Here is a 20,179-nt window from a genome sequence, read left to right as displayed (position 1 = left end):
TAACTGCGGCCACTAACTGCCTCTGTAGGTCGAATAGCCAAAGGGACTGAGCAGGAGCGGGACGTGATAGTGGCTGTCTTCGCTAATGCCGAACCGGATCGGTATGACATCCAGAAACGGGGTGTCACCATCGATCAAACCGCTGCGGCGCAGGTAGTCACCTGCAAAGAACAGCAACTCGTAGTTCCCTTCGGCAAAGCTGTCGACAGGCAACACCGGACCATCTGTTCGCCCGTCGAGGTTCGTCGTCATGTCAGCAAGTTCTTCGATACTGACCGGCGTGATGCGGTTTAGCACGATCCGTAGGCCTGCCGCCGGACAGCCCCGTGCGGTATCTAGAACATGCGTAGTCAAATATCCGTCCGCCATGCGGTCTGTCTCCATCCGTTTGTTGCCGCATGAACCTGACGTCGTCAGCCGCAAAGTCCACCACGATTATCCAGATGCTGGCTTCCGCAACATGGATTGTGTCAGCCGGCATTTCGTAAGAGACTTTGACCATCCGGCATGCCATCCACGTCCGGAGCAATCCGCAGATCCGGGAGAGTTTCCATGCGCGACCATGACTTTCTGACATCCAATAATGCCCAGCAGCTTTGGCATCCCATGGGGCATCCCGGCGATCTTCAGGCCAACGCACCGACCATCATCGAAAGCGCCGAGGGATCGACCATCACCGATATGGACGGGCACACCACGGTCGACGCCGTTGGCGGGCTTTGGTGCGCAAACCTTGGGTATTCGAACGATGTGGTCAAACAGGCCATCGCAGATCAGCTGTTCAAGCTGCCCTACTATTCGGCCTTTGCGGGGACGACGAACCCCGCTGCGATTGAGGCGGCCCATTCTCTTGTCGAGTTCTTTGCTGACGATGGGATGGTTCGCGCGTTCTTTACATCCGGCGGATCTGACAGCGTCGAAACCGCCCTGCGTTTGGCGCGCCAATATCACCGCCTGCGCGGTGATGTGAACCGAACCAAGTTCCTGAGCCTGAAAAAAGGCTATCACGGCACCCATTTTGGCGGCGCTTCGGTCAATGGCAACATTAGGTTCCGCACGGCCTATGAGCCACTTTTGCCCGGCTGTTTCCACATGCCGTCGCCTTACACATATCGAAACCCCTTTAACGAGACCGACCCCGCGAAGCTGGCACAGAACATCGCCGCCGCGATGGAGGATGAGATTGCCTTTCAGGGCGCTGGCACAATTGCGGCATTCATTATGGAGCCGATCCAAGGCGCGGGCGGTGTGATCGTTCCCGACGCCTCTTTCATGGGGCTGATGCGTGACATCTGTGACCGCCACGGCATCTTGATGATTGCCGATGAAGTCATCACAGGGTTCGGCAGAACAGGCGACTGGTCTGGGTCCCGTCACTGGGGCGTTCAGCCCGACATGATGACCACGGCCAAGGGCATCACATCAGCCTATTTCCCGGTCGGTGCGACGCTGGTGAACACCAAAATAGCTGAAATCTTCGAGGCCGATCAAAGCGGCGAGGCCGCGATTTTCCACGGATACACCTATTCGGCCCACCCGGTCGGATCAGCTGCGGTCACCGCCTGCCTGGCAGAAACCGTTCGGCTTGATGTCAAAACAAACGCAGCCGCACGCGGCGCGCAGCTATTCTCTGGTGTTCAAAAACTGGCCCAGAAATACGACGTGATAGGGGATGTTCGCGGTGGGCACGGCCTTATGACCGGGATCGAAATCGTCAGCGACCGCGACGCAAAGACCCCGATGGATGCAGGCACGATGAAACGCCTTCATAAGGCAACCTATCAGGCCGGTGCCATGGTGCGGCTGGGAATGCACAACATTCTGATGTCGCCCCCACTGATCATCACCGAAAGCGAGATTGATCAGGTCCTGACAGCCTTGGATGCAGGGCTCTCCAGCCTCTGATCAGGTAAAGCGAAAGCCTTGAGGGTAAGCGTGCAGACCATCAAAGTCGGCCTTGCCGATGTCCAGTCCTGACTTCCGCAGGATTGCGTAGCCTGTCACCAGATGAAACAGCATGTTCGGCACGATGAAATGCAACAGGTAGACTGCCCCGCTTTGCACGAGGTCCGCATGCCCAGCGCGGTGTGAAATGCTGCGCGTTGCGCAACCGTCGAAATCCTGAACCGTCAGCGAGTTCAAGTAGGACAAAACGGCTTCGCCATGGGTGATCAACTCGGTTGGCCGCGAAAACTCCTCTTGCAGGTCTGGCGCGCGCAGGTTCCGCACCGGAAAAACCCCGCGCATCGCAAAGTTCTGAGCGATCCAGATATGTTCCCCGCATGAGAACCCGTCGTCTGTCAGGCGTTGGTCAAGAACGAAGGCGGAGACATCGGGTATTTTCCCCGCAATGACAGTGCTTTGCGTGACGTAGCGTTGCATCACCGGGACGGTTGAATGGAACAGGCAGGCATCATTCATCAGACACATCCCATGCTGGATTTGGGCCATTTTCAGGCGCTGTGGCTGAGCCAGCCTACTACATGAGATTTCCGGCCGCTATGTCGCACCGATTGTCATTGATCCAGATCAATTTTCGCATATCTGTATTTTCAGAAATTTCTGAAGCTTCGTGATTAGCATGACTCTGACAGACTACGAACAGGACTTTGTTCTCCATTTCGGTGAAATGGGCTCGCGCTGGGGCATCGCCCGCACCGTGGGTCAAACCTATGCGGTGCTGTTCATTTCCGAAGACGCGCTTTGTGCCGACGATCTGGTCGAAGCCTTGGGAGTCAGCCGGTCCAATATCTCGATGTCGCTGAAAGAGCTTCAGGCGTGGAGCCTTGTGCAACTGCGTCACAAACCTGGTGAACGTCGCGACTACTTCACGACGCCTGATGATATGTGGGCCATCGTTCGCATCCTGATCGAAGAGCGCAAGAAGCGTGAAATTGATCCAACGCTGACAAAACTGCGCGAATTACAGATGCGGGAACCGGGCGACGAGAACGCCTATGCCCATGCCCGCGTGGGTGAGCTCAGGGAACTAATCGAAGGGATGACGAGTTTCTACGACGAGCTAAATCAACTGGAAACGGAGCGATTGGTCGCCCTGATCAAGATGGGTTCCAAACTCCGCAAATGGGTGACCACCACCGCAAAGGTGCTCCCCCTCAAGACCAAGACGACCCCGAAAGGATAAGACTATGATGGAGACCCTCCTGCTGTCGCGCATCCAATTCGCGGCCAACATTTCCTTCCACATCCTGTTCCCGACGATCACGATTGCGCTGGGGTGGGTGCTCCTGTTCTTCAAGCTGCGTTTCAACGCGACAGGTGACGCCAAATGGATGGACGCCTACCGGTTCTGGGTGAAAATCTTCGCCCTTTCCTTTGGTATGGGCGTTGTGTCTGGCATTACAATGTCGTTCCAATTCGGCACCAACTGGCCAGGCTTCATGGAAGCTGTCGGCAACGTAGCCGGACCTTTGCTGGCTTACGAGGTGATGACCGCCTTCTTCCTCGAAGCAGTGTTTCTTGGCATCATGCTCTTTGGCTTTAGCCGGGTGCCAAACTGGTTGCACACAACAGCAACGGTGCTGGTTGCATTCGGCACCACCATGTCGACCTTCTGGATCATTGTGTTGAACAGCTGGATGCACACGCCAGCTGGGTTCGAAATCCGCGATGGCGTAGTGTTTGCGACCGATTGGTTCGACGTGATCTTTAACCCCTCGATGCCGTATCGCCTGACCCATATGCTCTTGGCGTCTGGTCTGACCGTGGCCTTCCTGATCGCTGGCATCAGCGCCTTCCGGCGGTTGATCGGCGACAGCAGTGACGGTGTGAAAGCGGGTATGAAGACCGGCCTTTGGATGGCAGCCTTGCTGATCCCGATTCAAATCTTTGCGGGCGACATGCATGGTCTGAATACGCTTGAACATCAGCCGGCCAAAGTGGCGGCGATGGAAGGCAACTGGGAAACAGGCCCGAACAAACCTCTGTATCTGTTCGCGATCCCAAATGAAGAAGAGCGTCGCAACGATTATGCGATCAAGATCCCGAACATGGCGTCGATTATCCTGACGCACAAAGCCGATGGTGTCGTGCCGGGTCTGAACGACTTTGTGGCCGAGGATGGCACCGTTATGCACCCGCCAGTCAGCAAGGTGTTCTGGTCGTTCCGCATCATGGTGGGCACTGGTCTGGCGATGCTGCTGGTCAGCTGGGGAACGTTGGCATGGATCGCACGCCGCGACCCGGAAACCGGTGATCGGTTCCGCCTGAAACGGCTGCCAAAGTTCTGGCTCTGGGGCTTGGTTGCGATGACGTTCTCAGGATGGCTTGCCACGCTGGCAGGTTGGTACACGACCGAGATCGGTCGCCAGCCATGGTTGGTCCAAGGTGTGCTGACTACCGAGGCAGCCGTTGCTGATGTGGCCGCGCCGATGGTTCTGACGACGCTGATTGCCTACTTGGTGGTCTACGCGCTGCTGTTGACGGCCTACATCGCGGTGATCTTCTACCTCGCGCGCAAGGCCGCGAAGGGTGAGAACATCAACAACCCGATCCCGCAATCGGGCGAGGCCACAACAGGCCTGGGCCGTGGTGCCTCCGGCGCCGCCGTCCCTGCCGAATAAACTCCGCGCAATGGTCAGCCCCAATCCGGGGCTGACCTAACGACCTGATCTAATCCTTTTCGATAGGACCCTTTGCGATGATGACGCTGTTTGGTGATCCGAACATCTGGCTACCTTGGAGCTTTGGCGCTCTCTTGGGGGTGTCGATCCTGATCTATGTTGTTTTGGACGGTTTCGACCTTGGTGTCGGGGTGTTGTTCCCCTTTGCCAATGGTGCCGAAAAAGACACGATGGTCGCCTCCATTGGCCCATTTTGGGACGCCAACGAAACGTGGTTGGTCTTGGCTGTGGGTATCCTTCTCGTGGCCTTTCCGGTTGCGCACGGGATCATCCTAACGTCGCTCTATTTACCGGTCGCGGTTCTGTTGATCGGCCTGATCATGCGCGGCGTGGCGTTTGAATTCCGCGCCAAAGCGCCCGCGCCATGGAAGAACACCTGGAACGGCGTTTTCTATGCAGGGTCGCTTTTGTCATCTTTGGCTCAGGGGTTCATGCTGGGCATGTACATCATGGGTCTGACATGGACTTGGGGCAACGTCGGCTTTGCTCTGTTGACCGCCGTCTTCCTGACCGTGGGCTACAGCTTTATTGGCGCGACATGGCTCATCCTGAAAACCGAAGGTGCACTGCAGAAGAAAGCCGTTGATTGGGCCAAGGGTGGCATCTGGGGCCTGATCCTTGGGATTGGCGCGATTTCGGTTGCATCGCCACTCGTGAGCCCGCGCATTTTTGAGAAATGGTTTTCATTCCCGTCGATGCTCTACTTGGCACCCCTGCCAATCCTGTCTGGCCTTTTGGTCGCGTATCTGTGGTGGAAACTCAGCACTCTGCCGCGCGAGGACGACTCATACGCTTGGAGCCCCTTTGTGGCCGCGATGGCCTTGTTCATTCTGGCCTTCCTCGGGCTGGCCTATAGCTTTTACCCCTATGTCGTGCCGGAGCAGATGACGATCTACGAAGCCGCAGCAGCACCAGAGGCGCTGATCATCATTCTTGTCGGGGCGTGTTTTGTTGTGCCGACAATCCTCGCCTACACCGCGCTCGCATATTGGGTGTTCCGAGGCAAGGCCACAGCGCTGAGCTACGAGTGATCAATCGGACCCGGGCAACACCTTGCCCGGGTTCATCAATCCGGATGGATCAAGCGCCTGCTTGACCGCTCGCATGACATCCAGCGCCACCGCATCCTTTTGTCGTGTCATCGACGGCAATTTGGACAGCCCGATGCCGTGTTCCGCCGAAAAGCTCCCCCCCATCTCATTGACCAGATCCTCCAACGCCGTGACGACCGCCTCCTTGAGCGCGCCATCGATTGAGGTCGGATATACCGTGTAGTGAATGTTGCCGTCGCCCAAATGCGCGACCAGAAACGTCTCGGCTCCACTGTCCAACTCAAACACACGCGCCTTCATCCGTTCGATGAATTCGGCCACCCGATCAAGCGGCAAGGCAATGTCGGTATCGATCAATGGGCGCCCGTCAAAGGTGATCTCGGCGGCAATCTCTCGTCTCGCCCACATCTCGACCCGTTGCGTATCGGACGCTGCAATCACGGCATCCGCAATTTCACCGCGCTCCAACGCCGACGCCAGTTCGGCTTCGACCAGCGTGTTAAGTTTCGGGACACCATCATCACCACGTTCTGCATCGTCAGGGCGCGTCGACCCGACCTCAAGCAAGATGTTAACCGCGTGCGGCGCGGCAAAGGGTTCACGTGCGCCGGCAATCCTGACCATATGCCGCTCAATGAACGTGCGCGGCATGTATTCAAAAGCATCGACTGCGCCGCCTGTCGCCTCTTGCAAGGCATTCAAAACGCCCAGCGCCGGAGCAAGGTCATCCATCGCAAGCATTGCGGTGACCCGAACCTTCGGCGCCGGCACGATTTTCAGCACCGCCGCCGTTATTAACCCCAGCGTTCCCTCTGCCCCGATCATCAGGTTCTTCAGATCGTAGCCGGTGTTGTCCTTGCGCAGCTCGCTCATCAAATCGACGATCCGCCCATCCGGCAACACCGCCTCGATCCCCAAACACAGGTCGCGCGTGTTTCCATAGCGCACGACATTCGAGCCACCGGCATTGGTCGACAACATGCCGCCAATCTGGGCCGAACCACGGGCGCCGAATGTCATAGGAAAGAGCATGCCGTGATCCTCACAGGCTTCATGCAAACGCTGTTGGACAACACCCGCTTCAACCACGGCGATGCGGGCATCTGGCTTTATCGCGCGAATTGTGTTCATCCGATCCAGCGAGACCATGACGGCATTATCGGCATGTGTGCCACCGGTCAGTCCAGTGTGACCGCCGACCGGGACCACTGCTATGCCGGCAGCATGACAACTGCGCATGACAGCGCTGACTTCCTGTGTGGTTGCAGGTCGGACCACCGCCAAAGGCGACCAACTGTATTTGCCGGTCCAGTCATGTGACCAAACCGCGGTATCCTCTCCGACCAGAACGTATTTTTCACCGACAGCCGCGCGCAACGCGTCCAAAATCTGCATCTTTGCCCCCCGACCCGGCGTCAGCAGACGGCGGGTATAAAAATCTGCGCATTCGCGCTTGACCGTGCCTGAACCATCGCTTATCCGGCGGCTCCGTGGCGGTATAGCTCAGTTGGTTAGAGCAGAGGAATCATAATCCTTGTGTCCGGGGTTCAAGTCCCTGTACCGCCACCAGCCTCCCCCAAGTTTGTAGAGACCGCTGGGCTTACTTAGCGGCCTGAAGCCGTCGCCCAAACAAATGGACGTGTTTCACCGCGACGTCGCGCTGGATTTCCAAAGCTTGCCTGACAAAAAGCCGACTCGTGCGAGTTCGCGCGCACGATTAAACCTGTTACGGTACGCCCGCACGGAGGGGTACCGGCAACCGGCCAACGCAAAAGGTCGGAGAAAACATAAATAGGGGGGGGTGGGCTCCTATGATACATACTTTGGACAGGCTGTCGTTCGGGTCCGCTTTCCTTCAAGAGATCGAAAGCAAGGGTTTTTCGATCCGGTTTGAGACCGATTTCGACAAGGTGCCTGCGCTTGCCCTGCAAACCGGGCGGACCTACCAGATGCCGACCTTCGAGATTGCGAAATCTCACCTGACGACCTCGTCTGCCTTCTGGCTCTTTCTCTATAGGGGTGATGAGCCTGTTGGGACCGCAGCGGTCATCCTTCAGGATCTGGGAGTGGAACCATTCGAGGCCTTTCTCAAACGGACCTATGCCCACCAGTTTCCACATCCCAGCGGCACCACCATTCTTGAGGTCGCTCCACCCGTCTGCGACATGATCGCAGGTCGCCTCGCCTATGTCGGCGAATTGAATTTTCACCCGTCGATCAGAGGCAAGAGAGATCTGCTGGGGGCGTTCGCCCAGCTCATACAACTGACGTCCTTCATGGAGTGGGACATCGACTGGATTTATGCCTTTATCGGAGACCGCCACATGCGCGCGCGGCTTGATCTGGTGTATGGGTTCTCTGTTGCGATCCCGCACGCCCAGACATGGAATCCACCAGACCCAGAAGTGCGCGCCTCAAGCGAATGGTTCGTCGCGTCAAATCGCAGCCAATTCGAGCATTCAATCCGGTGGCGCGCCCGCGAGATCATGGGCAGGCTTGCCGATCAGCCTGAGGCGGACAGCGGCAACGGATGATCCGGAATCTGTTGTGAGAAATTCACAATGATCGTGCGCCCATCATGCGTCAAAGGCGCAAGGACCCGGCGATACTTGCCGCTCACGCGTGTTCCGTCAGGCAAGCTTTCATCCAGGGTCGGATAGGTGATAACCGGTTCATTCCGGTCCAATGCCGTCAGATGTGCCGACACGAGGTCTCTGTTCAAAGGCGCAGAAAAACCATCAAGCGTGTGCGACAGTTCCTCGGCGGACTGCAGTTTGAAATACACCGCCGCAAGGCTGCGCCGCCCGACCTCGACGGGCTGAATGATATTCGAGTCATTTGATGGTGGCTCGAAAAAATCCACGTAAGGCTTAACGGAATCAAAGTTCTCAAGCCGTCCGCTATTGGACTCCCACCACCACAAGAAGCTCTCAAGGTTGAGAGGCACTTCTTCACTCTGCCGCACAAACAGCTGTTTGTTTGCCTTGCGCAAGGCGAGGTCGAGAATTTCAGACGCGTATTGCAGCGTCTCGTATTCCACCGTCGCCTCTTTTTCCGGACCCTCCTCGGCAAAGGTTTCCAATGGCACCCGATATTCACGCGCGATCTTCACAACGGTTTCGAACGGTATCTTTCCCCCCGCACGCAATGAATACATCAGCGTTTGTTCGGGCACGCCAATAGCCGCAGCCAGTTTCGGGATTGACGACTTGTGCGATTTGATCAGGGTTCTGATTTTTGTCTGCAGTGACATTTCAACACTATGAAAATTTCATGCTATTGCTATCAATTTACATACCAAAAGAAAGTGTTGCAACATAGCCTCCAATGATCGGATGCTAGTCAGCAAATGCAGGTGTATATGTTAACTGTGTCTGAAAATACGACCTTGGATCTTTTGACCTACCTCGAGCGTCTCGAGGCAGCCGTCACTCCGTTGAACGATGCGGAGGTCTTCGCAATGATCAATCTTGCGGTTGGCCTTCGGCCGCCTGGGCCTGAGCCTCGGCGGCGGCAAGCAGTTGAGCCTGCCCTTCGGGTGGTAGAGTAATCGCGATCCGTAGAAGGCTGCGCACATCGTTGGATGCATCCTCGAAATCAATCAGGTCAAAATCCCGCAACCCAAGCGCGCGGGCAATTTCAGCCAACCTCCTCGCGTTAACTGGTTTGTGGTGATTTTCGATCTCGGCAAGATAGCTGGCACTCAAACCCGTGCGCTCGGAAAGGGTCTCGATCGATACCCCGCTAGCCTCGCGCAATTCTTTTACACGTAACTTCATAGAAACGTTTGTAGAATTCCGAGGGCTGTCTTGTCACCTAGGCGAAGGCCTCAATCGACCGAGTTACCCTGCGTCATGTGCGGCCAGCCCCGCCACCGATAGAAATCGCAACATTCTTGGTCTGAACATAGTTCCAGAGCGCTTCGCGGCCCTTTTCACGGCCATAGCCTGATTGACCGTAGCCACCAAAAGGCGTCTCGACGCCACCCGCATACCATTCGTTGACAAAGACCTGCCCTGCCCGGATCGCCTGCGCATCGCGCATCGCTTGATCGAGATTGCCGGTAAAGGTGCCTCCGACCAATCCATAAGGCGTCCCATTGGCAATGCTGATGGCCTCCTCCGGGGTGGAGAAACTGAGGACAGAGACCACCGGGCCAAATATTTCTTCCTGCGCGACCGTCATGTCAGGCGTCACATCTGCAAGAACCGTGGGTTCTAGGAAGGCACCCGGAATATTCAGTTTGCGACCACCTGTGACGACCCGTGCGCCTTCGGCCTGTGCTTCGGCGACCATACCCTCGGCGCGATCTCTTTGGGCGACGCTGACCATTGCCCCCATGTTTGCGCCAAATTCAGGCCGGTCGATCCCCGGCCCCACATCAAGCGACTTTGCCACGGCTTCCATGCGCTCAAGCAACTCTGCCTTGCGGTTTTCATGAACGATCACCCGTGACATGGCTGAGCACACCTGCCCCGCGTTGAAATAGATGCCCCACCGAACATTGCCTTCAAAGGCTTCGAGGTCGGCATCCTCATGTACAATCGCGGCGGATTTACCGCCCAGCTCAAGAACGCAGGGCGCAAGCGTTTGCGCCGCCGCGGCGGCAATCGCCTGCCCGGTCTTTACCGACCCCGTAAACACGATTTGGCGCACATCCGGATGCGATGTCAGCGCGGCCCCAGCCTCGTGACCGTAACCGCATAGGATATTGACCGCACCCGCAGGCAGACCAACAGCCTCTGCCGCCTTCGCAAAGATGAAATTTGTCACCGGCGTCATTTCCGGTGTTTTCACGACGCAGGCATTCGCAGTTGCCAAACCGGCCGATAGCGACCGCGCCGTCATTTCGACCGGGTAATTCCAAGGGATGATCTGCCCCGAAACGCCGAATGGCTCATAGGTGGTGAAGTCGTAGTATTTCGCACCCAGCGGAATTGAGCGGCCTTCGACCGTCTCGGCCTGGTTCCCGTAGTATTCAAAATAGCGGGCCGCGCCCTCGATCTCCATTCGCGCTTCCCAGAGTGGCTTGCCTTGCTCCATGGTCAGCAAGGGGGCCAAGCCGTCGACGTTGTCCAAAAGGAAACGCCCCATCGCTTGCACCATGCGCCCGCGTTCCACCGGGCGCATCGCGGTCAAGACACCGCTTTCATGCACGCGTTTGGCGGCAGCAACGGCGCGGGCGACATCCTCTGCGTCGGCCATGGCGTGTTGGGTCAGAACCTCACCAGTGCCCGGATTTGTCACGTCAATCCGACCCGCCCCGCCATCGACCCAAGCACCGTCGATGTAGTTTTGATAGAAATCCTGAAGTTCCATGGATGCCCTCATGCGGTTGAATTGACGTGGTTTTCGCCATCGGCAGGCGCAAACCTGCACCATTTTCGCGCGGCCGATTGGCTTGTCTGCGGCAAAGGTCAAAATGAAATGCCGTTTCCGGGCCAGAATACGGGGATTTCCGGCTTGCCCTGCGCGCGCTAGCTGCGGCTATGGTGCGGCAGGCAGAGCAAAAGGATATCCCATGATCCCCAAAACAATGCGCGCAGTTGTATTGAAACGCCACGGCGGGCTCGACGCCCTCGAATTTGAGACCGCGTGGCCTGTGCCAGAGATCGGACCGGACGAAGTTCTGATCAAGGTCGCGGCCTGCGGGATGAACAATACGGACGTTAACACTCGCGCCGGATGGTATTCAAAATCCGTAACCGAAGCGACGACCGGCGGCGCCTATGAGACATTGGACGGTACGGCGGACAATACATGGGGCGGTGCCGGCATCCAGTTCCCGCGCATCCAGGGCGCGGATGTCTGCGGAACGGTCGTTGCGGCGGGGGCCAAGGCGGATCAGGCGCTCATCGGTAAACGCGTGATCACAGACAATTGGCTGCGCGATTGGGACGACCCAATGAATATGCATAAAACTGGCTATTTCGGGTCCGAGGCAGACGGTGGATATTCAGAATATACCAAAACGAACTGGCGCAATGTGGCGGCTGTCGAGAGCGAGTTGAGCGACGCAGAACTTGCGACCTTTTCGTGCTCATACTCCACAGCAGAAGGCATGCTCGACCGGGCGAGCGTCGGCGCAGAGGACACCGTTCTTGTTACGGGTGCCTCTGGAGGTGTTGGCGGGGCGTTGATCCAACTTGCCAAACGCAGGGGCGCAAAGGTTGTGGCGCTGGCCAGCCCAGCCAAACACGGCGACGTCGCAAAATGTGGACCAGACGCCATCCTGCCCCGCGCACCAGACAACCTGCCAGCGGCTCTTCATGAGGCCATTGGTCAGGATAAAGTCTCTGTGGTCGCAGATATCGTGGCCGGTGATTATTTCCCTACCGTGATCGACGCGCTGGATCGTGGCGGACGCTATGTGACCTCTGGGGCTATCGCTGGCCCAATCGTGTCACTGGATGTGCGCACCCTTTACCTGATGGACCTTTCGTTTTTTGGCTCCACCGTGAACCCGCCGCACATTTTCCCGAACCTTGTTGGCTATATCGAACGCGGCGAAGTCAAACCGATGCTGGCAGCCACATATGCGTTGGAAGATTTCCACGCAGGCCAGCAGGCCTTCATCGACAAGAAACACACCGGCAACATCGTGGTCACCCCCTGACCCATGAGCGATCTTATCTCGATCATTCAAGACACCGCTCCGGACTATGCCGATCGGCTTTTGGAATTGCGCGCGCGCATTCTGAAAGTCGCAAGTGATATAGGCGTCGCCCCAATCGAAGAGACCCTGAAATGGGGAGAGCCTGCCTTGGTTCCGCCAAAGCAAATCGGGACAACGATCCGCCTGGGCGCAAGGGCTGAGCAATGCGCCTTGTTCGTGCATTGCCAGACCTCGCTGGTCGAACAATGGCGCAGTTTGTTTCCTGACGCGTTTACCTACGAAGGCAATCGCGGCGTCCTCATTCCAGCGGCAGGCGCATTTGACCATGCAGCGTTCGACCAGATGGTCGCCATGGCGCTGACCTATCACCAGAACAAGCGAGGGCGCGCCTAGAAGTTATCCTTCATGCTGCGCAGCTTGCCAAACACCTCTGCCGCGCCTGCCCCGGTCATGCCAATGGCAGCCTGAACCGCAGGGTCATCATATCTCAGGAACGGGTTGGTCGCCTTTTCATCCCCCAGCCGCACTGGCACCGTTGGCTGGTCATCGGCCCGCAGGGCCGCAACTTCATCCGCACGAGCCTCCAAGGCAGCGTTATCCGGGTCCACTGTGACCGCGAAAGCTGCGTTGGATTGCGTGTATTCGTGGCCGCAATAGACCATGGTGTCATCGGGCAGCGCGCGCAGCTTCGCCATCGAGGCCTGCATCGTCTCTGCATCTCCTTCAAACATGCGCCCGCATCCCAACGAAAACAGGGTGTCACCCGTGAAAACGACGCTGCCACCGGGGATGTAATAGTTGATCATATCCATCGTGTGTCCCGGCGTGTGCAGACACGACACAGCGCTTTCACCAAGCTGAAAGATGTCGCCATCACCCACGCGTTGATCCAACGCCAGTTTATCAGAACCAGAGTAGGCCGGACCGATCACCGTGCATCGGGTCGCCTCTTTGACCTTGCCCAGATCATCGGTGTGGTCCCAGTGGTGATGCGTGATCCAGAGCTGATCCAGCGTCCAGCCCTGATCTTCCAGCACTTCGAGGATTGGCGCGGCGTCGCCAGCATCCACGCAAGCCACCTTGCCCGTAGCCCGATCACGGATCAGCGCTCCGTAATTGTCGCTGTTATACCCGAACTGAATGACATCGACGGCCATCTGCGCCTCCCTCTTTGCATTTGACACTGAGGTAAGGCTGAGGTTGACCTCTGTCCATTCCTGAAAGGAGACGGGCATGAGTGACGGCGCATGGGAGTTCTGGATCGACCGGGGCGGCACCTTTACCGACATCGTCGCCAAGCGCCCCGACGGGACCCTCGTGACGCACAAGCTGCTGTCTGAGAACCCCGAACGCTACCGCGATGCGGCCGTCCAAGGCATCCACGATCTGATCGGCACCACGGACCTCCCGGATCATAGCATCGCCGCTGTGAAGATGGGGACAACCGTGGCGACCAACGCGCTGCTAGAGCGCAAGGGCGACCCGGTTTTGCTTATGATTACGCAGGGGTTCGCGGACCTTTTGCGCATCGGCTACCAAACACGTCCAGACCTGTTCGCGTTGCACATCAAACGCCCTGAGCTTGTCTATGACCGCGTGGCCGAAGTGTCCGAGCGACTGGATGCCGAGGGCTGCGTGGTTACCGAACTCGACGAAGCCCGAGCCCGCGCCGACATGCAGGCGGCGTATGACGCAGGCTTGCGGGGTGTCGCCATCGCTCTGATGCACGCGCACATCAATCCGGCGCATGAAGAACGATTGGCGGCTATCGCTGCCGAGATCGGATTCACCCAGATCAGCACAAGCCATCAGGTCAGCCGTCTGGCCAAGCTGGTCGGGCGCGGCGATACCACGGTCGTCGACGCCTACCTGTCGCCGAAACTACGCCGATACGTGGATCAGGTGGCCAGCGCCCTAGACCTTGGGCGCGCTTGCGATGCGCTTCTGTTCATGCAGTCCAACGGTGGACTGGCTGATGCCGCCAGCTTTCAAGGTAAAGACGCGATCCTAAGCGGCCCTGCAGGAGGCATCGTGGGGATGGTGGAAACAGGAAAAGCTGCTGGATTCGACAAACTGATCGGCTTTGACATGGGCGGAACTTCGACCGATGTCAGCCACTACGCCGGCACCCTCGAACGCACGTTCGAGACCGAAGTTGCAGGCGTGCGCATGCGTGCGCCCATGATGGAGATTCACACCGTCGCGGCAGGCGGCGGCTCTATCTGCACATACCGGGACGGGCGGCTTCAAGTCGGCCCCGAAAGCGCAGGCGCAGACCCCGGCCCCGCCTGTTATCGGCGTGGTGGCCCACTGACCGTCACCGATTGCAACGTGATGTTGGGGAAGCTCAATCCAGATCATTTTCCAAATGTGTTCGGTCCCGGCGGGGATGAGCCGTTGGATGTGGATGTCGTGCGCGCAAAATTTTCAGAGTTAGGCGCGGAACTCGGTATGGAGCCGGAAGCGCTGGCGCAGGGTTTCCTCAAGATCGCCGTCGACAACATGGCCAACGCTATCAAGAAGATCAGCGTCGAACGCGGCCATGACGTGTCTCGTTACACTCTGCAATGCTTTGGCGGCGCAGGCGGACAACACGCCTGTCTCGTGGCCGAGGCCTTGGGCATGAAACGCGTCATGCTGCACCCCTTTGCAGGCGTGCTCAGCGCCTATGGCATGGGATTGGCAGACATTCGCGCGCTCAAGGAAGAAACCTTCGACGGCCCGTTGAGCATCTTGGAGGCCGCGCGCGACCGCCTTGACGCACTTGCACATGACGCAGGCGCAGAAGTTGCCGCCCAAGGCGCCCGCCAGATCGATTACATCCGCACCGCGCATCTTCTCTACGAAGGTCAGCATCAATCGCTTGAGATTGCATTTGGAACCGAAGCCCGGATGAAAGACGCCTTTGAGGCCGCCCACATGGCACGGTTCGGGTTCATTTCGCCGGAGCGGACCATCTGCTTTGAGATGCTCGCCGCTGAAGCGGTAGGGCGCAGCGGAGAAGCACCAAGCCGCCAGATGACCGACGGGCACGGACAATCGGACACTCAAATCCAAATGTTTACTGACGGATGGACCGATGTGCCGCTCCATGACCGCTCCGCGCTGGCCACTGACGTCCGTGTGGTTGGCCCCGCAGTGATCAAGGAACCAACCGGCACCAACTTCGTCGAAGCAGGTTGGACGGCGTTTCAGGACGCGCATGGAAACCTGATCCTTGAAACCGATGGCGCATCGAGCCAGGCCGAAACGACAACCGATTTGAACCCGGTCACGCTTGAGGTGATGTCCAACCTTTTCATGTCAGTCGCCGACCAGATGGGCGCGACGCTGGCGAACACCTCTTGGTCGGTGAACATCAAGGAGCGCCTTGACTTCTCATGTGCGATCTTTGACGCGGCTGGGGATCTGGTCGCCAATGCTCCACACGTTCCTGTCCATCTCGGCTCGATGTCAGCGGCGATCAAACGCGTGATGCGAGAAGACAGTTCCGACGGTGACGCATTCATGCTGAACGCGCCCTATGACGGCGGCACGCACCTGCCCGACGTGACGGTTGTCACCCCGATTTTCGTAGATGGCAAAGCAGCCTATTGGCTGGGTGCACGTGGCCACCATGCCGATATTGGCGGTCGCACACCGGGATCAGCCCCACCCGATTCGACAACGCTGGAAGAAGAAGGCGTGGTCATCGAATGCACCAAACTGGTGTCCAAGGGCCGGTTCCTTGAGGAGCATGCCCACGCAATCCTGGCGTCAGGCCGATACCCGTGCCGGAACATCGCGCAGAACCTTGCCGACCTGAAGGCGCAGGTGGCCGCCAATGAAACCGGCAAGCGCGAGTTGCTCAAATTGGTCGCGACGCATTCCGAGGCAGTCGTTACGGCCTATATGGGCCATGTGCAGGACAATGCAGAGGCGTCGATCCGTGCGCTTTTGCCGGGTTTGAAAGCAGCGTCGTTTGAATATCCAATGGACATAGGGCAGGTGATCCGCGTTGCGGTGCGCCCTGCATCTGACAAGGTCATCGTCGATTTCACAGGCACCTCGCCCCAACATGCGGGCAACTACAATGCCCCCCTGGCCGTGTGCCGGGCGGTCGTTCTCTATTGCTTCCGCACTCTGGTCCAGCAGAACATCCCCCTGAACGAAGGCTGTCTCAAACCCATCGAGATTATCGTCCCGGAAGGGTCGATGCTGAACCCCGGCCCGGACGCAGCCGTGATTGCAGGCAATACCGAGGTCAGCCAAGCGGCCTGCAATGCGCTCTTTGGTGCACTGGGTGTCATTGCCGGGTCACAGGCCACTATGAACAACTTTGTCTGGGGCAATGACAGCTTCCAGAATTACGAGACAATCTGCGGCGGTACCGGTGCCGGACCGGGCTTTGACGGCTGCGACGCCGTTCAGACACATATGACAAACACCCTGTCCACAGACCCTGAGATTCTTGAAAAGCGATTCCCGGTTCGGCTCGAGGACTGGCGCATTCGGCATGGCTCGGGCGGGGCTGGGCAATGGACCGGCGGGGCAGGCTGCACCCGCCGTTTGCGGTTTCTCGATCCGGTGACCGTCACTGTTCTTTGCGGCCACCGAAAGGTCCCGCCCTTTGGCGGCGACGGCGGTGCACCGGGACAAGTCGGACGAAATTGGGCCGAACTGCCTGACGGACGCCATGTGGCTCTTGGCGGCAATGATGAAATCGACCTGCCCGCAGGCAGTGTCTTTGGCATGGATACACCCGGTGGCGGCGGCTGGGGAGCGCCCTGACGCCCAGACCTTTCAAGGGCACGGTCCCACCCACCTCCCTCTTCGGTCCTGCGGACCTGTGACCCTAGGGGGCGCCGCCTGCGGCGGCGAAAGGGGCTCTGCCCCTTAAACCCCGGAGTATTTCGAAACATAGAAGGATTAGCGGCATCGCATTCCTTCTATGTTTTCAAAATACTCGCCCCGCAGGGATGGCCGGTACGGCCATACGCGCGCAGCGCGACCCCTTTGGTTCAAGCCACGCCTGCGTGGCGCAGAAGGGAGGCGGGAGGGCCTGTGTTTGAGATCAGGCGGCGCGCCAGTCGAAAAAACCAGCTGGTGCGCGCGAGAGCAACCGCTCGCCCAGGGTCTGGCCCAGATGCGCACCCTCGGCGACAGGACCGCTGATTTCATCGGCCAGACGTTCTGATCCGTCGGGGCGCAGGATTTCCCCACGCAGGCGCAGCGTATCGCCGTCAAGTTCTGCAAGACCTGCAATCGGTGTCTCACATGAGCCGTCCAAGGTTTTCAGGAACGCGCGTTCGGCGGCGAGTCTGCGTCCAGTCGGTATATGGTGGATTGCATCAAGCATGGCCGCAGTGTCTGCGTCGTCCTGACGTCGCTCAATCCCGATTGCACCTTGCGCGACAGCAGGAAGCATATCCTCCGGCGCGATCGCTATTGCAGGCACCTCCGCCATTTCGAGGCGGTTCAAGCCAGCCATGGCAAGAAACGTCGCCAGCGCCACGCCGTCGCCGAGTTTTTTCAACCGGGTCTGCACATTGCCGCGGAAGTCGACCACGTCGAGGTCATTGCGATAACTGAGCAACTGGGCCCGACGGCGAAGAGAACTAGAGCCGACTTTTGCGCCCTGTGGCAGGGTCGCTAATGTCAAATCGCCCAAGGTCACAAAGGCATCGCGCGTGTCTTCACGCGGGAGATATGTTTCAAGGATCAGGCCATCTGGCTGGATTGTCGGCATGTCCTTCATTGAGTGCACAGCGATATCGATGGCACCTGACAACAAGTCATCTTCAATCTCGCGCGTAAAAAGACCCTTCCCGCCGATCTCTTTCAGCGGGCGATCCAGAACCTTGTCGCCAGTTGTCTTGATGACCACGATCTCGAAGGCCGCTTCGGGCAAATCATGGGCAGCCATCAGGCGGCAGCGGGTTTCATAAGCCTGAGCCAGAGCGAGTGGGGACCCTCTGGTTCCGATCTTGAGCGGGGCGTCTGCGGACACGTTCTTCATGCCACCTTCCTAATTGCAGGATGCTAAGCTGACAAGTATAGTGTCAATTAAAACTGACACTTGCCAAAGAGGCGTTCACCATGAAAGACACCCTTATGACTGTCGCCTCCGAAAAGCTATTGATGCGCGCCCTTGCGGGCGAAACGCTCCCGACTCCACCGATCTGGATGATGCGCCAAGCGGGCCGGTACCTGCCTGAATACCGCGCCACGCGCGCAGAAGCAGGGGACTTTCTGTCGCTGTGCTACAATTCCGACCTCGCTGCCGAGGTCACGCTACAGCCGATCCGCCGGTATGGGTTTGATGCGGCGATTCTGTTCGCTGATATCCTGTTGATCCCGGAGGCCTTGGGCGCAGACCTTTGGTTTGTGACGGGCGAAGGGCCACGTCTGTCGACCATCACGTCTGATGCGGATTTCGCCAAGCTGAAAGGCCCCGACGATGTCCACGATCACCTGGCCCCGATCTACGAAACGGTGCGCATCCTGTCGCGCGAGTTGCCCAAGGAAACGGCTTTGATCGGGTTTGCAGGCGCGCCTTGGACAGTTGCCACCTATATGATCGCAGGTCGCGGCACCCCTGACCAAGGCCCTGCTCACGCATTGATGGCTGAGAACACAGCCGTCTTTGACGCCTTAATGGAGCGCCTGACACTTGCCACCATTGAATATTTGTCGATGCAAATTCAGGCCGGTGCGGAAACAGTCAAACTGTTCGACAGCTGGGCAGGATCGCTCAAGGGCGCAGCCTTTGAGAAATACGCGCTTCAGCCAGCCAAAACGATTATCTCGGCCCTGAAAGCACGCCACCCCGACGTGCCAATTATCGCGTTCCCACGCGAAGCCGGAGAAGGCTACATCGGCTTTGCAAAGGCGACAGGCGCCGATTGCGTCGCGCTCGATAACTCGGTCTCCGCGACTTGGGCGGCTGAAAACGTTCAGAAAGATGGGTGCGTTCAGGGCAATCTGGCCTCACGTCACATGGTGACAGGCGGGCAGGATCTGATTGATGAGACCCGCGCAATCGTTGAGGCCTTCCGCAACGGGCCGCACATCTTCAATCTGGGCCATGGCATTACGCCAGATGCGGACCCAGACAATGTCGCGCTGATGATCGAAACCGTGCGCAGCGCCTAAGACCAACAGACATGAAAAAGGCCACCGCGAAGGTGGCCTTTTTTTAGAAGTCAGATTTTAGAAGCGATAGTTGGCCGACAAGCCAATGGTTGTTGCTTCGGCTTCCAGCGTATCGATGTCGAAATCGTCAAACTCGTGGTAGAGGATCTCGGCCCCGATCGTGAAGGTGTCGCTCAGCGCAACTTCGTAGCCTGCACCAATGAAATAGCCGTTTGACGAGCCCGGATCAGCAGCTCCGGCATCGGTATCGGCACGAGCAAACCCAGCCGTGCCGTAGTACCAGTTTTGACCCGACCCAACGCCAACCCGGCCGCCCAGGCGCAGTACGCTCTCAATCGCGGCGACACCGTCGAGGTCAATGTCAGCGGCGTCGTATTGCAGACCACCACCCGCGATGAAATTGCCGAAGTCATAGTCATAGTAGGCCCGGAAACCGTAAAGGGCATCTTCGCCGTCAAGCTCTGGTCCATCGGTGTTGACATCACCAAAGCTCAGCTGGCCGCCGATTGAGAACCCGGTCCAATCATAGCGCGCTGGCAGCGGCGGTGTATTCGGGACGATTGTCGGCGTCTCGATCACTGGATCTTCAAACCCGCCTGCAACGGCCGGAAGCGAAAGCGTTGTGGCGAGGCCGAAGGCGGTGGTCAGCAGAAGAAGTTGTTTCATGTCACTCTCCGTCGTTATGTTTCCTGCCCAACGACCTATGGCGAATCCATTGCACTCATAGGTTTAGG

The 20,179-nt window shown here is 58.2% G+C and carries 18 protein-coding genes and 1 tRNA gene; 10 read left to right on the top strand and 9 right to left on the bottom strand.

From position 1 onward, the window contains the following. Positions 1-12: 12 nt before the first annotated feature. On the bottom strand, positions 13-369 hold the full coding sequence (gene uraH / locus FE702_RS15525) for a hydroxyisourate hydrolase (RefSeq protein WP_147127228.1): 357 nt from the start codon (positions 367-369) through the stop codon (positions 13-15). 183 nt (positions 370-552) lie between these two features. Between uraH and FE702_RS15520 the strand changes: the two genes are divergently transcribed. Next, positions 553-1,905, top strand: a complete 1,353-nt coding sequence (locus tag FE702_RS15520; RefSeq protein ID WP_147127227.1) for an aminotransferase class III-fold pyridoxal phosphate-dependent enzyme — start codon at positions 553-555, stop codon at positions 1,903-1,905. Here the strand turns inward: FE702_RS15520 and FE702_RS15515 are convergent, their stop codons facing one another. Beyond that, complete coding sequence (locus tag FE702_RS15515) at positions 1,906-2,421, bottom strand: DUF1993 family protein (RefSeq protein WP_186827113.1); 516 nt, start codon at positions 2,419-2,421, stop codon at positions 1,906-1,908. 160 nt (positions 2,422-2,581) lie between these two features. On the opposite strand from FE702_RS15515, the gene FE702_RS15510 reads away from it, so the two are divergent. The 3 genes from FE702_RS15510 to FE702_RS15500 all read left to right on the top strand — a co-directional run bounded on the left by FE702_RS15510 (position 2,582) and on the right by FE702_RS15500 (position 5,674). Next, entirely contained in the window at positions 2,582-3,145 is a 564-nt protein-coding gene (locus FE702_RS15510; RefSeq protein ID WP_147127225.1) for a GbsR/MarR family transcriptional regulator, read from the top strand. 4 nt (positions 3,146-3,149) lie between these two features. Further along, positions 3,150-4,583 (top strand): cytochrome ubiquinol oxidase subunit I, encoded by a 1,434-nt coding sequence (locus tag FE702_RS15505; protein ID WP_222611819.1) that lies wholly within the window; start codon positions 3,150-3,152, stop codon positions 4,581-4,583. Positions 4,584-4,663: 80 nt separating this feature from the next. After that, positions 4,664-5,674, top strand: a complete 1,011-nt coding sequence (locus FE702_RS15500) for a cytochrome d ubiquinol oxidase subunit II (RefSeq protein WP_147127465.1) — start codon at positions 4,664-4,666, stop codon at positions 5,672-5,674. Here the strand turns inward: FE702_RS15500 and FE702_RS15495 are convergent, their stop codons facing one another. Continuing rightward, positions 5,675-7,090, bottom strand: a complete 1,416-nt coding sequence (locus tag FE702_RS15495; RefSeq protein ID WP_147127224.1) for an FAD-binding oxidoreductase — start codon at positions 7,088-7,090, stop codon at positions 5,675-5,677. A 97-nt stretch (positions 7,091-7,187) separates the two neighbouring features. Here FE702_RS15495 and FE702_RS15490 point away from each other — a divergent pair. Further along, positions 7,188-7,264: transfer RNA gene (locus FE702_RS15490), tRNA-Met, on the top strand. A 242-nt stretch (positions 7,265-7,506) separates the two neighbouring features. Further along, complete coding sequence (locus FE702_RS15485) at positions 7,507-8,229, top strand: hypothetical protein (protein ID WP_147127223.1); 723 nt, start codon at positions 7,507-7,509, stop codon at positions 8,227-8,229. Here FE702_RS15485 and FE702_RS15480 read toward each other — a convergent pair. The 3 genes from FE702_RS15480 to FE702_RS15470 all read right to left on the bottom strand — a co-directional run bounded on the left by FE702_RS15480 (position 8,199) and on the right by FE702_RS15470 (position 11,014). Further along, the gene (locus FE702_RS15480) at positions 8,199-8,948 is read right to left on the bottom strand and encodes a helix-turn-helix domain-containing protein (protein WP_147127222.1); all 750 of its coding nucleotides are present in this window, start codon (positions 8,946-8,948) and stop codon (positions 8,199-8,201) included. The genes FE702_RS15485 and FE702_RS15480 overlap by 31 nt on opposite strands. 211 nt (positions 8,949-9,159) lie before the next feature. Beyond that, positions 9,160-9,474, bottom strand: a complete 315-nt coding sequence (locus FE702_RS15475) for a helix-turn-helix domain-containing protein (RefSeq protein WP_147127221.1) — start codon at positions 9,472-9,474, stop codon at positions 9,160-9,162. Between the two features lie 73 nt (positions 9,475-9,547). Next, positions 9,548-11,014, bottom strand: coding sequence for an aldehyde dehydrogenase family protein (locus FE702_RS15470; protein ID WP_147127220.1), 1,467 nt, complete (start codon positions 11,012-11,014; stop codon positions 9,548-9,550). Positions 11,015-11,216: 202 nt separating this feature from the next. Here FE702_RS15470 and FE702_RS15465 point away from each other — a divergent pair, with 202 nt between their 5' ends. Together FE702_RS15465 and FE702_RS15460 are read left to right on the top strand one after the other, a co-directional pair. Next, positions 11,217-12,311 carry an alcohol dehydrogenase family protein gene (locus tag FE702_RS15465; RefSeq protein WP_255449705.1) on the top strand — a complete coding sequence of 365 codons (1,095 nt, stop codon included), beginning with the start codon at positions 11,217-11,219 and terminating at the stop codon, positions 12,309-12,311. Between the two features lie 3 nt (positions 12,312-12,314). After that, a complete protein-coding gene (locus FE702_RS15460; RefSeq protein ID WP_147127219.1) occupies positions 12,315-12,704 on the top strand; it encodes a DUF1801 domain-containing protein in 390 nt (129 codons plus the stop codon). Here FE702_RS15460 and gloB read toward each other — a convergent pair. Further along, positions 12,701-13,468 (bottom strand): hydroxyacylglutathione hydrolase, encoded by a 768-nt coding sequence (gene gloB, locus FE702_RS15455; RefSeq protein WP_147127218.1) that lies wholly within the window; start codon positions 13,466-13,468, stop codon positions 12,701-12,703. The genes FE702_RS15460 and gloB overlap by 4 nt on opposite strands. Before the next feature lie 76 nt (positions 13,469-13,544). On the opposite strand from gloB, the gene FE702_RS15450 reads away from it, so the two are divergent. Beyond that, positions 13,545-17,081, top strand: coding sequence for a hydantoinase B/oxoprolinase family protein (locus FE702_RS15450; protein ID WP_147127217.1), 3,537 nt, complete (start codon positions 13,545-13,547; stop codon positions 17,079-17,081). Between the two features lie 283 nt (positions 17,082-17,364). On the opposite strand, the gene hemC is transcribed toward FE702_RS15450, so the two are convergent. Further along, positions 17,365-18,309, bottom strand: a complete 945-nt coding sequence (gene hemC, locus FE702_RS15445; RefSeq protein ID WP_147127216.1) for a hydroxymethylbilane synthase — start codon at positions 18,307-18,309, stop codon at positions 17,365-17,367. Positions 18,310-18,404: 95 nt separating this feature from the next. On the opposite strand from hemC, the gene hemE reads away from it, so the two are divergent. Then, positions 18,405-19,445, top strand: a complete 1,041-nt coding sequence (hemE, locus tag FE702_RS15440; RefSeq protein ID WP_147127463.1) for a uroporphyrinogen decarboxylase — start codon at positions 18,405-18,407, stop codon at positions 19,443-19,445. A gap of 57 nt (positions 19,446-19,502) precedes the next feature. Here hemE and FE702_RS15435 read toward each other — a convergent pair whose 3' ends face one another. Beyond that, complete coding sequence (locus FE702_RS15435) at positions 19,503-20,111, bottom strand: outer membrane protein (protein WP_147127215.1); 609 nt, start codon at positions 20,109-20,111, stop codon at positions 19,503-19,505. Between the last annotated feature and the right edge of the window lie 68 nt (positions 20,112-20,179).

The sequence above is a fragment of the Shimia ponticola genome (genome assembly GCF_007995215.1).
In the GTDB taxonomy this organism is placed as follows: domain Bacteria; phylum Pseudomonadota; class Alphaproteobacteria; order Rhodobacterales; family Rhodobacteraceae; genus Shimia_B; species Shimia_B ponticola.
This window is presented reverse-complemented; position numbering and strand designations above follow the sequence as displayed.